Origin of the sequence: Flavobacterium sp. (assembly GCF_049318325.1) — a bacterium.
Lineage (GTDB): Bacteria > Bacteroidota > Bacteroidia > Flavobacteriales > Flavobacteriaceae > Flavobacterium.
The window spans coordinates 1-13,340 of record NZ_JBMOGQ010000057.1 but is presented as its reverse complement, the minus strand read 5'-3'; the positions used below and the strand labels follow the sequence as shown (position 1 = coordinate 13,340).

Genomic DNA, 13,340 nt, shown 5'->3' with positions numbered 1-13,340 from the left:
AACGATTTAGTTGAAATACCAGCTAATCATCCTATTTTTCAAAAACCAAATCTTTTTGCCAATGGATTGCCAAAAATTCACGAACACGATGGCAAACGTCCACAAGCTTTTGGTATTTTTATTGACAACCGATTAGTATTGCTTTACACTTTTGAATGTGATTTGGGTGATGGATGGGAAGATCCAGAAGTTCATAATGACCCGAAAGAAGTTCGTGAAAAAGCATTAAAAATGGGTGCTAATATTTTGAACTATATTTTCAATAATTAATTATACTTGGCATGGATAAGAAGCTATTGTCTGCCGAAATTCAAGAGTATATTAATTCAAATATAAATGCTGACGTATCTAAATTAGCACTACAAAAAAACAAATTTGCTATAACTGATTGGACAACAATACTAGGCCAAATTACTGCCAAACAGAAAGCCAAAACTAAACTTCCAACATGGTTTTACACTCACAATATTTATTATTCAAGTAAAATATCAATAGAACAAACTTCCTCAGAAAAAACTGCTGAGTATAAGTCACAATTAGTTTCTGGCAAAAGCCTTATTGATTTGACTGGAGGTTTTGGTGTGGATGACTTTTACTTTTCCAAAAAAGTAAATCAGGTTACTCATTGCGAAATCAATCAAGAATTATCCGAGATTGTAAAACATAATTTAGAACAACTTGGTGTGACAAACGTTGAATGTCATACAGGTGACAGCACTGAAATTCTTATAACCTTAAATCAAAAATTTGATTGTATTTATATTGATCCTTCGAGGCGAAATGATGTAAAAGGTAAAGTATTTATGCTTCAGGATTGTATGCCAAATGTTCCTGAATTACTTGATTTTTATTTTGAGTTTTCAGATAACATCATGTTAAAAACAGCTCCTATACTTGACATTTCTGCCGGATTATCAGAATTGAGAAACGTAAAAACAATTCACATCGTTGCTTTAGAAAACGAAGTAAAGGAATTGCTCTGGGTTTTAAAAAAAAATCATGCTGAGAGCATTCAAATTGTTACATGTAACTTGACAAAAGACTCCACACAAGAGTTTACTTTTGAACTCGGTAATACTTCGGTTTCAAATTACAGTTTGCCAAAAAAATATCTATATGAGCCAAACGCAGCTATTATGAAATCAGGCGGATTTGACGAAGTGACCTCACAATATGAGATTGAAAAATTAAACAAACATTCGCATCTGTATACATCTGATATTTTAATTAATTTTCCTGGGAGAGTTTTTGAAATTGAAAACAGTTTTGAATACAACAAACTAAATATGAAATCGTTTTTGGAAAACAAAAAAGCCAATATTACTACTCGAAATTTTCCAGAAACGGTAGAAAACATTCGCAAAAAGTGGAAAATAAAAGAAGGTGGAATTGTGTATTGTTTTTTTACAACTGATATAAATAATAATAAAATAGTTTTACTTTGTAACAAATTAAAATAGACTATGAATAAGAAAATAGCTTTAGCTTTACTTCTTTTTGTCAACTTAATTGCCTTTTCTCAAAAGCCATGCGAGATTGAAACCAATGTTACCGATAGTTTAGGAACTTATAAATTGACCAAACAAGCTATTATTTTTGAAAGAAGTTTTGCAGGAAACTCAACTACTATATTTTTTGCGTTATTTAATAACAATGGTGTTTTAGGACTTGAAACTCAACAACTACAAAGCAGTGCCGACTTCATTAAAGCCAATTGTCTTGATAGCAATTCAAAAATCTTTTTGCAACTAAACAATGGGAAAATTGTTACTTTATTGTTTGCAGAAGCAGAAACTTGTGGTACGTTAATTCGTAATGATAAAAATGAAAACACCCGAATTTTAATTGGTTCTTTTGTCTTTTCTAAAGATAATTTTGAAGAATTAAAAACCTCACCCGTAACATTCATGAGAATAAAATATTCTGGTGAAATAATAGATTATCCTTTTAAAACAGAGTTAATTTCTGAATTAGATAAAAAAACCTATCAGCCCGAAAATTACTTTATCAATTATCTGAAGTGTATTGAGAATTAATTTTCGCAGCGCCATTTTTTATTAGAAACTTCATCATTATTGCTTCCTTTTAAATTATAATGCCACCACTCAGAATCAAACGACTTGAAATTGTGTTGAAGCATAATTTCTTTTAAAAACCTTCTATTAGACAAAATTTCATCAGATAAATTTTGGTAATTATGACTAGCTTCTTCACCAAAAAAATCAAACTTAGTTCCCATATTCAGTTCATTTCCAACAGAATCAACTAAAGAAATATCTACTGCTCCACCACGATTGTGAATTGATCCTTTCTTTGGATTGGCCACAAAATTAGCATCAGGTACAATTCTCCACATTTTTTTTTGAATCGCTCTTGGTCGATAACAATCGTAAAGCTTGATTTTGAATCCTTTTTCAATAAAAGACTTGTTAGCTTCTATTAGCGCTTTCACCGTTTTTACTCTGAGAAAACATTCATCACAGGGGTATACTTTTTCTTTCAGAAAATTATCGGCTGTGGCATATTTCATATCAAATACAAAATCAGAACTATAGTTTTTTAGATTTACAAAAGCATTACTATCATTTTCCTTTTTTATATCGAGTATAACTGATGATTTCTTTGAATCAAGATAGGTTGATTTGCAAGAGAGGAAAAGAGAAAATAATAATATAAATGGAAGTACTTTCTTCATAATATTAAACTTCATCACTCGTAAACGTAGTAAAACTTTTCTTTTTGAAAGGCCTAATGATTAATCGTCCTTCTCGGTCAAATTTAATATAATTGTAAACCCAATTCAGAAAAACAACCGCCTTGTTTTTGAATCCAATTAATGAGAATAAATGCACAAACATCCATACAAACCATGCAAAAATACCACTGAAATGATAATGAGGTAAATCAACTACAGCTAAGTTTCTTCCAATAGTTGCCATTGAACCTTTGTCTTTATATTCAAATGGAGTCATAGTTTTTTTCTGGATTAATTTAATCAAATTTTCTCCTAATAATTTTCCTTGCTGCATCGCCGGTTGTGCCATCATTGGATGCCCTTGCGGATATTTCTCGGTTTCCATCAAACAAATATCACCAATAGCAAATATGTTATCATAACCAACCACCTGATTGTATTTGTTTACCCGAATTCTAACTACTTTTTCAACTATTGAATTTGGATCTAAACCAATTATTTTTACACCTTGAACACCGGCTGTCCAAATCACTGTAGCAGAATCAAAAGTTAAATCGGTATTGGTAGTAATAGTTCTTCCGTCGTAATTGGTCACACGAACATTTTTCCAGATTTTCACACCCAAATTCAAAAGAAATTTTTCAGCTGCTGCAGACGACTTTTCACTCATCGTATTCAAAATCCGGTCACCACTCTGAATAAGATTTATTTGCATTTTATCAATATCCAGATCGGGATAATCTTTTTGAAGAATCGCTTTTTTCATTTCGGCCAAAGCGCCAGCTAGTTCCACACCTGTTGGTCCGGCACCAACCAATACAAAATTGATTAACGTATTTCTATCCGCTTGATTTTTGGTCAAAACCGCCTGTTCAAAATTTTCCAAAATCAAACTGCGAATATTCAACGATTGCGGTATCGTTTTCATTGACATCGAATTCAGTTCAATTTCTTTGTTGCCAAAATAATTGGTTTTAGAACCTGAAGCAATGACTAGATAATCATAATGCAGATCACCTATTTCGGTGATTATCTTTTGGTGCTTAGTGTCAATTTCCTTAACCGAAGTCAAACGGAAATAAAAGTCTTTATATTCCTGAATAACTTTCCGAATCGGATAAGCAATTGACCCGGCTTCTAATCCTCCAGTAGCAACTTGATATAATAAAGGTTGAAATGTGTGGTAATTATGTTTGTCAATAAGAACCACTTGAACATTCTTGTTTCGAAGTTTTTTTGATAATGCAATTCCAGCAAAACCACCACCAATAATTACAATACGAGGATATATTGAAGTTGGAATGTTCATTTGACTATTTAATTTTCGTCTCGAAAGGCAACATCGCCTTTCCATTGAGAAAATCCTCCTTCCAAATTAAAGGTGGTTTCAAAACCCATTTGGTTCATAATAGCACAGGCTTGAGCACTTCTACCTCCAGCTTTGCAATAGACATAATAGTTTTTGGATTTGTCTAATTCATCTAATTTATAAAGAAATCCTTGACCTTTATAAATGTCGTTTAAAATAGCATTTGGAATAATCCCTTCATTCCATTCATCTTCTGTTCTAACATCAAGAATAACTGCATTAGGATCGTTCTCTAATTTTGTTTTCCAGTCTTTTTGTGATAAATCCATCGTTTATTATTTTGAATAACAAATATAGTCCTTTGTTACTTTATTTGTCATTGATAAAAGGACAAACTTCTATTCTAATAAAATTTAACAAAAAAACAAGATAACATTTATATTAACGACTAAAAAATGTTATACATTTGTACCTACAAATATTGTATTGACAATTATGAAAATTGAACATTTAATAAAATCTACAATTCCATTTGATGATGCAAAAAAAGTTTTCTTGAACTTTACCTACACTCAAAATGTAATTGGAGATAAGTTTAATGAAATTTTAAAACCTTACGATATATCAAGAGAACAGTATAATGTATTGCGAATTTTAAGAGGTCAAAAAGGTAATCCTGCAAATATGTGTATCATTCAAGAACGAATGTTATCCAAAAATAGTAACACTACCCGACTCATTGACAAATTATTGTTAAAAGATTATGTAACTCGGGAGGTTTGTCCTAATAATCGAAGAAAAATTGAGGTGTTGATTACACAAAAAGGGTTAGACATACTATATAAACTTGATCCTATTGTAATGGAACACGAGCAGTTTTTTGCCAACAATTTGACTAAACAAGAATTAAAACAATTGAATAATTTATTAGAAAAATATCGAACAATTAATAAATAACTATGAGCAATTTTATAAAAAACGCTAATTGGCGTTATGCTACCAAAAAATTTGATGCTACAAAAAAAATATCTAAACAAGATTTAGAAACTTTAAAAGAAGCAATTCGTTTATCAGCTTCTTCTTTTGGTTTACAACCATATAAAGTTTTAATTGTCGAAAATCCAGAATTAAGAACAAAATTACAACCTGCAGCTTGGGGACAATCACAAATAGTTGATGCTTCACATTTGATTGTCTTTGCTAACATAACCAATTTTGGAGAAACTGAAATTGATTTAAGCATAGCCAATTTAACTGAAACAAGAGGATTGCCTGCCGATTCATTAAAAGGTTATGGCGACTTTATGAAATCTAAAATAGTTACATTACCAGAAGATGTTAGGAATACTTGGGCATCAAAACAAACTTATTTAGCCCTCGGAAATTTATTGAACGCTGCATCCGAATTAAAAATTGACGTCACACCAATGGAGGGTTTTGAACCTACTCAAGTGAATGAAATTTTAGGTTTAGGAAAACTTGGCCTTAATGCAACTTTACTTGCAACTATTGGATACCGTCACGAAGAAGACGCTACTCAGCATTATGCAAAAGTGCGTAAATCAAATGAAGAATTATTTATCAATTTATAATCAATAACTAAATATTAAAACAATGAAAAATTTAAAAACAATCGCAATCACATTATTAGTAGCTTTTGGAACAACACTAGCTACAGCGCAAAGTAAAAAAATTAACCCTGAAAAAAGTACTATTAACTGGGTTGGTAAAAAAGTAACCGGAGAACATAGCGGTACAGTAAATTTAAAAGAAGGAAATTTAATTTTCAAAGATGGCAAAGTTGCTGGTGGAAATTTCACTGTAGATATGACATCTATATCTACTACTGATTTGTCTGGTGATTGGAAATTAAAATTAGATGGTCATTTAAAAGCTGATGATTTTTTTGGAACTGAAAAAAACCCTAATGCCACTTTAGTATTCAAAAAAATTGCTACAAAAGCAAACGGTGTTTACACAATAACAGGTGATTTAACTATAAAAGGAATTACGAATCCGGTAACTTTTGATATGGCAGTAAAAGGAAATACAGCTTCAACGGTTGTAAAAATAGACCGAACTAAATATAATATTAAATATGGCTCAAAAAACTTCTTTGAAAGCATTGGAGACAAAGCAATCAATGATGATTTTGACTTAACTGTAAACCTACAGTTCTAAATAGGGAACTATTGCTATGAAAACCTCGAAAATTTCTTTTCGAGGTTTTTTATTTTTACTAGAAATTAAATACAATCCTATATTTGTTTATACAAAATTTATAATGAAGAATTCCATAGATAATGCTTGTGTAATAGTATATCATTACTAGTAGATTATTTAGTTTAATTTATCTAAAAAATAGCAAGCTTATTATTAATTACAAGCAAAAATAAATACAGTTAAGAAGTTATTTTAATCTGTGATAAGTTTAAAATAGAATAATTAAAGGTTAAATAGTATAAATTAGCAGAAACCATTTAAGATTAATAATAGATAATGAAAAAGATAGCAGTAATAGACAATTATGATAGTTTCACATACAACTTAGTTCACTATTTAGAAGATTTTGATAACAAGGTAACCGTATTAAGAAACGATGAATTTGAATTGGACGAATTACAAGCTTTCGACAAAATTTTGCTTTCGCCTGGCTCTGGAATTCCGGATCAAGCAGGTTTACTTAAAGCTGTGATTTCGAAATATGCCGAAAGCAAAAGTATTCTTGGCGTTTGCCTAGGTCAGCAAGCTATTGGTGAAGTCTTTGGCGGAAGCCTAATAAATTTGAATAAAGTATATCATGGTGTGGCAACTAAAGTCACTCAATCTGTAACAGATGAAACTCTGTTTAATGGTTTGCCAAATGAATTTGAAGTCGGTCGTTACCATTCATGGGTTGTTTCTAATGCTAATTTTCCTTCCGTTTTAGAAATCACTTCTATAGACGAGAACGGACATATTATGTCATTACGACACAGAACACTTGATGTAAAAGGTGTTCAATTTCATCCTGAAAGTGTTTTGACACCTTTTGGTAAAAAAATTATTGAAAACTGGGTTAATGGTTAGTGTTCAGTATTCAGTAAAAATGAAAACAATTTTTACCACAAAGTTACTTTTTAATAAGCTCTACAAAACACCAAAAAGGAGCTATCATTGGAAGTAGTTTAATTCAATTTATTGCTTACAATCTAATTTCAAGGATTTCTACATTTATCCAAAATTTACTTTAGTAGATTTAGTTTATAGCTTTGATATTTAATTTAATAGATATTCAATATAGAATTTATCTATGATGTAAATTATGAAAAAATCAATTCGATAATCAACTAATTTACAAGTTATTAACGATTTGAATATTTTTTGAAGACAATTTCTTAAATTTGATTTAACATTGTTAAAATAGTATTTATTAAATCGATAATTTATGGGAATTTTCAACACTCACGAGAAAAAAGTAATCACCGAACTTCGCAAGAAAAGCGAAGCTATAAGCAATGACATCAGTAAAGAAATTAAAGAGCATCTGGATGATTTAAAAACAGATTATGAAGAAAACAAAATAGTCATTAAAGAGTTCGATGACTTTGTTAGTGAATTAGAAACTAAGCTTTCTCCTCAAGATATAGAAAAACTTCACTCCTTTTCTTCCCGATTATATAAAGTAAAACGTTGTGCCAAAAAAGGGGTTGAAGCGATGAGGGAATTATCCAGAAATCAAAAAAAGGCAACAAATGAAACTTTAAGAGAATATCAAGAATATCTTTACACCTAAATTATCTAGTAAAAACAAGATTGTTCCCCTTGCTCAAGTTTGCATCAAAAGCATACCCTTCATAATTAAATCCCTTCAAGTCATCAATTGTTTCTGTATTGGTATCAATGATATAACGAACCATCATACCTCTAGCCTTTTTTGCAAAGAAACTAATCATCTTTAATTTTCCGTATTTGTAGTCTTTAAATTCAGGAGTAATTACCGGAACTTTCAATGCTTTTACATCAACCGCACTAAAATATTCATTACTTGCCAAGTTGATAAACAATTCGCCAGTTTCCAATTCGTCGTTTAGTGATTGGGTAATCGTTTTTTTCCAAAATTCATATAGATTTTTGTTTTTACCTATTGGCAATGTAGTTCCCATTTCTAATCGATAAGCCTGCATTAAATCTAATGGTTTAAGTAAACCATACAAACCTGAAAGAATTCGAAGTTTATTCTGTAAAACAGCTAATTTATCGTTAGCTAACTCATAAACATCCAAACCAGTATAGACATCACCATCAAAAGTATAAATAGCTTGCCTTGCATTTTCCAATGTAAACGGCGGCTTCCATTCTTGATTGCGTTGCCAATTGAGTTCTGCTAACTTTTCAGAAATATCCATTAACTCTGCGAGTTCATTTGGCTTTTTCTTTTTTAAGGTATTTTGTATAATAGTTGCTTGTTTTAAGAACTGTGGTTCTGTATAATTTAAAGTTGGCAACTGTTTTTCGAAATTCAACGATTTGGCTGGAGATATAACGATTTTCATTTGATGTGTATTTGGATTCCAAAAATACAAATTCAACATAGAAAAAATAAGCAAGAAAATAATAATTGATTTAAATTTAAAAAAAAAGAGATAGTAATCTATTTCGCCTTGATAGTAAACTATTTTTTTATTTCGTACAAATTCCTATTTTAGTGGCTTAATATATAAACTTATGAAACTACTAGGAATTGGCTCGAGAATAAATCACGTCGAATATGGCAAAGGTGTAATAACAAATGTTTCCTCTAAAGAATATTGGGTAACTTTTATTGATGGAGGCCTAGAAACTATTGCAATTAACAGTGAATTTGAAGTGATAGAAGCTGCTGAAAATGAAGTTGATACGATTAGTTTATATGATGTAGAACAAAGTTTACTTTCCATCCTAAAAAAATGGAATGGACTCGGAGAACCTGTAGCTATTGGTGATAAATGGAAAGGTGGCAACATGAAATTAGTTCCGGGACAAGCCGGATTGGCGCATAAAGACGTACCGATAGATGTCTTCTTTCATAAAATTGTAATGCTTCGTGACCGCTTGCGTGTGATGGAACAGAAAATAAATTCCAGCAATTTAGAAGAAATAGAAAAAGTTGAATTACAACAATACATTACCCGTATTTATGGTAGTTTAACTACTTTCAATATTCTCTTTAAATCTCAGAATGATTATTTCGTGGGTGAAAAAACAAAGTAAACTTTAACAATTGAAGTGTTATCGAAGGTAATAATTTGAGTACTTTTATGGTTAAAAAAAGAAGAAAACATGAAAAAAATAATAATCGTTTTTAGCATTTTTGGGATTTTGATACTAAGTTGTAAAAGCTCAACTTCAAATGAAAAGAGTAAATCAATAAACATCACTTTTGAATCTAAAAGTGGCAGCAAAGTTAATGGTACTGCTACTTTCTCAGAAAAAAATGGCTCAGTTACTTTAACAGCCAATTTTACAGGTTTAAAACCTGGTGAACATGCAATACATATCCATGAAAAAGCAGATTGCTCTGCTGTAGATGCTACTTCTGCAGGCGGACATTGGAATCCCACTTTTAAAAAACACGGGCGTTGGACAGATGCCGAGCACCACAAAGGTGATATGGATAATTTTAATGCTAATGCTGATGGAAAAGGTACCGTATTATTTAAAACCAATGAATGGTGTATAGGCTGCGGTGATGAAACCAAAGACATTATTGATAAAGCTGTAATTGTTCATGATAAAGCCGATGACTACACTACACAACCAACAGGAAATGCTGGCGCAAGAGTAGCTTGTTCCTCCATAATTAAATAGACTTATCAAATGATAAACCCATCAGCATTTGGTTGGATAGATAAGTTTTTTATTGAACAAAAAACTAGTGATCAAATTATTATGGCTTCTGAAGAAGAGTTTTACCTTCAAACCAGAGCCACAGGCTTTATTTTTGGTCACATTATAAGTTTTGATACTGTTGAACAAATACCTTTAAAAGAAAGACTTGCGGAAGAGATTTCAAAAATTGGAATGCTCAATACTTTATATAAAATGTATTGCTTGGTCAAACAAAATACAAATCAAGATAAATTCATAAGTGAAGCTGTTTGCTTTTATAATATATTGACTCCAAAAGGATTTAATCCATTACAGAAAATGCTTCCTAGCAGCACTGATTCAAGTAAACTTGAAAAAATAATTCACGACAGAGTACAAACGAATGAAGATTTATTTAGCAAAAGCTTTTCGCATGTAATTACCAACGCCCTACTCTTTATAGATGTTTTAGCTTTCAAAAAATACTTAGAAAAAGGATCCTTACCCGAAAAATACTTTAACAGAATTGAAGATAGTATTATAAGTGTGATTTCGCTTTCTTTAAAATCTAAAACCGGAATTTCGGTTCATGATGATTTGTTACAAAAACTATTTGAATCTTCTGTTCGATATACTAAGTTTTCAGATAAACAAATTAAATCTATTGAAGATATTGATCTAAGTAACCTTGAAAATGATTTAGAAAAATTTTATGCAATCGATTTGGCTGGAATAAGTTTATGGAGTGATGAAAAAGTAGAAAATGAAGAACGCTATTTCTTGTTCAAGTTGGCCGAAAAACTTAACATAAGCGAACGTTTCATTATCGAAAGCATAGATTTTGTTAACGATTTTATCATAAAATATAAAAACGAAATTCCATATTTCAATAATTCTAACCCAGTAAAAAACTTCTATGATCATACAACTGAAAGTGTAGTAGTATTATTAAACAGAAATAAAAAACGTTTGATAAAAGAAGTTTCTCAAAGTAAAGAGTTGATGCAACTTATTGCCAAATCAACTCACAAAGAAATAGACAAAGAAGAGAAGAAAAAAATTAAAACTCAATTACTTGATATTTGTAAAACAGTACCGTCCTTGACCATTTTCTTATTGCCTGGTGGAAGTTTACTTTTGCCAATATTGATAAAATTCATTCCACAATTATTGCCTTCGTCATTTAACGAAAATGAAGAAAGAGAATAACTTTTTAAAAGCGAAGGCCTTCTACTTTCCCGTTTAATATTACTTTTGGAATGCCAATTTATCTTTCAATTATACTTTGTTGTTAAAAAACACTAATTAGAAAATTTTAAACGATATACTTCATCAAGTTCGTTATTCGAACTCATATTTACATCTAAATCAGTTACATAACCCGAATTTAAACCGTAGGTCCAACCGTGCAATGTTAAATCTTGTCCGTTTTTCCATGCTCCTTGAACAATGGATGTTTTAGCTAAATCAAAGACTTGCTCTTGAACATTAATCTCTACAAACTTGTTGAATCTATCTTCTTCATCTTCAAATGAATTTAAATACTCTTCGTGTAAACGATACACATCTTTTATATGACGAATCCAATTATCTATAAGACCAATAGATTGATTCCCCATTGCCGCTTTTACACCTCCACAACCATAATGTCCACAAACAATAACATGTTTTACTTTTAAAACATTGACAGCATAATCTAAGACACTTAGCATGTTCATATCAGAATGAATTACCATATTAGCAATGTTTCTGTGAACAAAAACTTCTCCTGGCTTTGCGCCTATTATTTCATTTGCAGGTACACGACTATCAGAACATCCTATCCAAAGTAATGGTGGTTGTTGGCCTTTTGCTAAATCTTTGAAATATCCATTATCTAAAGAGAGTTGATTCTCAACCCATTTTTTATTGTTATCAAGTATTTTTTTATAAAATTCAGCACTCATAGTTGTTCTTCTTTAAAAATTATTTCTTTATTCTCAATTACTTCCATTTTTCGTTTCATTACATTGTAGCGATGCTCAATAGTAACTTTATTTATATAACCATCACTGTTTTCAAGATCATAAGCATCTTTAAAACCAACCAATTTAGTACTAATATTTAATTCTTTTGACTTTATTTTTTTAAACTCCTTAATTAAATCCAAAACATCATGAGCAATATAGACGGTGTCTGTTGCATTAATTACAACTTTTGAATTAGAAGGAATTTTATTTAAAGTAGCTTTAATTGCAGCTTTATTTAAAAAAGAAACTTCTTGAGCCAAATCAATGTGAATGATATCTCCTTCTGAATATTCTTCTTTTCTAAAGTTATAAGCACGTTGCATATTACCTTTTAACACAAATAGTACACTAATAATTAAACCTAAAGCTACACCTTTTAACAAATCAGTAAACACAACTGCTATAAATGTTGCAATAAATGGAATAAATTGATACTTCCCTTTTTCCCAAAAATGTCTGATGATTTTTGGATTGGCTAATTTATATCCGACTAATAACAAGATTGAAGCTAAAGTAGCTAGCGGTATTTTATTTAATAGGGCTGGAATTGTCAAAACACTAATCAATAATAATAGACCATGTATTATTGTCGACATTTTAGATTTTGCGCCTGCATTATTATTAGCAGAGGTTCTAACTACAACAGAAGTCATTGGTAAACCACCTAAAAGAGAACTTAAAATATTTCCTATTCCTTGGGCTTTAAGTTCAACATTAGTATCCGTATACCTTTTTTGTGCATCCATTCTATCTGCAGCTTCAATACAAAGTAAGGTTTCAATTGAGGCTACAACTGCAATAGTTATCGCAACTATCCAAACTTTACTATTCGAAACAGCTAAAAAATCAGGAAAAACAATAATATTCTTTAACTCATGAAAACTTTGAGGAACCGGTAAACTAACTAAATGTTCACTTCCAATAGCTAAACTACTTCCAGATTGGATAAAAAATTCATTCAAAAGTATTCCGAAAATAACTGCTATTAATGCCGCTGGAACTAATTTTAATTTCTTTAAAAAATCTACTTTTGTCCAATAAATAAGAATTGCTAAAGAAACAATAGTTATTATTAAGGAACCCAACTGAATATAATTGAAAATATTAAAAAGTTCAGAAAATGTGTTTTGCCCATCTGATTGAAGAAATGCTTCATCACCAGCAAAATCATTATCATAACCAATAGCATGAGGAATTTGTTTTAAGAAAATAATTACTCCTATCCCAGCCAACATTCCTTCTATAACATTAGTTGGAAAATAATTTGAAATACTTCCTGCCTTTATAAAACCTAATAGCAACTGTATTATTCCTGCAATAAATACTGCCAAAAGAAAAGAATTAAAAGCACCTAATTCGGTTATTGCGGTCAACACTATTGCTGTTAATCCAGCGGCTGGACCAGATACACTTAAATGTGAGTTACTCAAAAAACCTACTACAATACCTCCGACAACACCTGAAATAATCCCTGCGAATAATGGCGCTCCAGAAGCAA

17 protein-coding genes are annotated in these 13,340 nt (G+C 30.7%); 11 read left to right on the top strand and 6 right to left on the bottom strand.

The features are described from left to right. From ACOYLP_RS06745 to ACOYLP_RS06735, 3 genes are all read left to right on the top strand, one after another. Window positions 1-270, top strand: a 270-nt coding sequence (locus ACOYLP_RS06745) for a DUF4159 domain-containing protein (protein WP_422855420.1), incomplete at its 5' end; no start/stop codon positions are given. Between the two features lie 11 nt (window positions 271-281). Next, window positions 282-1,460, top strand: a complete 1,179-nt coding sequence (locus tag ACOYLP_RS06740; RefSeq protein WP_422855419.1) for a THUMP-like domain-containing protein — start codon at window positions 282-284, stop codon at window positions 1,458-1,460. Between the two features lie 3 nt (window positions 1,461-1,463). Further along, a complete protein-coding gene (locus tag ACOYLP_RS06735) occupies window positions 1,464-2,036 on the top strand; it encodes a hypothetical protein (RefSeq protein WP_422855418.1) in 573 nt (190 codons plus the stop codon). Here ACOYLP_RS06735 and ACOYLP_RS06730 read toward each other — a convergent pair. Genes ACOYLP_RS06730 through ACOYLP_RS06720 form a run of 3 tightly spaced genes read right to left on the bottom strand, consistent with a single transcriptional unit; the run spans window position 2,033 to window position 4,333 of the window. After that, on the bottom strand, window positions 2,033-2,695 hold the full coding sequence (locus tag ACOYLP_RS06730) for a M15 family metallopeptidase (RefSeq protein ID WP_422855417.1): 663 nt from the start codon (window positions 2,693-2,695) through the stop codon (window positions 2,033-2,035). The genes ACOYLP_RS06735 and ACOYLP_RS06730 overlap by 4 nt on opposite strands. A 4-nt stretch (window positions 2,696-2,699) precedes the next feature. Beyond that, window positions 2,700-4,004 carry an NAD(P)/FAD-dependent oxidoreductase gene (locus ACOYLP_RS06725; protein WP_422855416.1) on the bottom strand — a complete coding sequence of 435 codons (1,305 nt, stop codon included), beginning with the start codon at window positions 4,002-4,004 and terminating at the stop codon, window positions 2,700-2,702. A gap of 8 nt (window positions 4,005-4,012) precedes the next feature. Then, window positions 4,013-4,333: a rhodanese-like domain-containing protein gene (locus ACOYLP_RS06720; protein ID WP_422855415.1), complete on the bottom strand. Its 321-nt coding sequence runs from the start codon at window positions 4,331-4,333 to the stop codon at window positions 4,013-4,015. A gap of 166 nt (window positions 4,334-4,499) precedes the next feature. Here ACOYLP_RS06720 and ACOYLP_RS06715 point away from each other — a divergent pair, with 166 nt between their 5' ends. The 5 genes from ACOYLP_RS06715 (at window position 4,500) to ACOYLP_RS06695 (ending at window position 7,779) form a co-directional block, all read left to right on the top strand. After that, the gene (locus tag ACOYLP_RS06715; protein ID WP_422855414.1) at window positions 4,500-4,961 is read left to right on the top strand and encodes a MarR family winged helix-turn-helix transcriptional regulator; all 462 of its coding nucleotides are present in this window, start codon (window positions 4,500-4,502) and stop codon (window positions 4,959-4,961) included. A gap of 2 nt (window positions 4,962-4,963) precedes the next feature. Next, window positions 4,964-5,596 (top strand): NAD(P)H-dependent oxidoreductase, encoded by a 633-nt coding sequence (locus ACOYLP_RS06710; protein ID WP_422855413.1) that lies wholly within the window; start codon window positions 4,964-4,966, stop codon window positions 5,594-5,596. Between the two features lie 22 nt (window positions 5,597-5,618). Next, window positions 5,619-6,185, top strand: coding sequence for a YceI family protein (locus tag ACOYLP_RS06705; protein WP_422855411.1), 567 nt, complete (start codon window positions 5,619-5,621; stop codon window positions 6,183-6,185). 318 nt (window positions 6,186-6,503) lie between these two features. Beyond that, complete coding sequence (locus tag ACOYLP_RS06700) at window positions 6,504-7,073, top strand: anthranilate synthase component II (RefSeq protein ID WP_422855410.1); 570 nt, start codon at window positions 6,504-6,506, stop codon at window positions 7,071-7,073. A 358-nt stretch (window positions 7,074-7,431) separates the two neighbouring features. Further along, window positions 7,432-7,779 carry a hypothetical protein gene (locus tag ACOYLP_RS06695; protein ID WP_422855409.1) on the top strand — a complete coding sequence of 116 codons (348 nt, stop codon included), beginning with the start codon at window positions 7,432-7,434 and terminating at the stop codon, window positions 7,777-7,779. Window position 7,780: 1 nt separating this feature from the next. Here ACOYLP_RS06695 and yaaA read toward each other — a convergent pair whose 3' ends face one another. Beyond that, a complete protein-coding gene (gene yaaA / locus ACOYLP_RS06690; RefSeq protein WP_422855408.1) occupies window positions 7,781-8,539 on the bottom strand; it encodes a peroxide stress protein YaaA in 759 nt (252 codons plus the stop codon). Window positions 8,540-8,711: 172 nt separating this feature from the next. Here yaaA and ACOYLP_RS06685 point away from each other — a divergent pair, with 172 nt between their 5' ends. The 3 genes from ACOYLP_RS06685 (at window position 8,712) to ACOYLP_RS06675 (ending at window position 11,042) form a co-directional block, all read left to right on the top strand. Continuing rightward, the gene (locus ACOYLP_RS06685) at window positions 8,712-9,236 is read left to right on the top strand and encodes a hypothetical protein (RefSeq protein WP_422855407.1); all 525 of its coding nucleotides are present in this window, start codon (window positions 8,712-8,714) and stop codon (window positions 9,234-9,236) included. A gap of 69 nt (window positions 9,237-9,305) precedes the next feature. After that, on the top strand, window positions 9,306-9,833 hold the full coding sequence (locus ACOYLP_RS06680; protein WP_422855406.1) for a superoxide dismutase family protein: 528 nt from the start codon (window positions 9,306-9,308) through the stop codon (window positions 9,831-9,833). 9 nt (window positions 9,834-9,842) lie between these two features. Then, window positions 9,843-11,042, top strand: a complete 1,200-nt coding sequence (locus ACOYLP_RS06675) for an LETM1-related biofilm-associated protein (RefSeq protein WP_422855405.1) — start codon at window positions 9,843-9,845, stop codon at window positions 11,040-11,042. Window positions 11,043-11,134: 92 nt separating this feature from the next. Here ACOYLP_RS06675 and can read toward each other — a convergent pair whose 3' ends face one another. Next, on the bottom strand, window positions 11,135-11,779 hold the full coding sequence (can, locus tag ACOYLP_RS06670; protein ID WP_422855404.1) for a carbonate dehydratase: 645 nt from the start codon (window positions 11,777-11,779) through the stop codon (window positions 11,135-11,137). After that, window positions 11,776-13,340: SulP family inorganic anion transporter (locus ACOYLP_RS06665; RefSeq protein WP_422855403.1), on the bottom strand; the 1,565-nt coding region annotated here is incomplete at its 5' end. The genes can and ACOYLP_RS06665, both read right to left, overlap by 4 nt.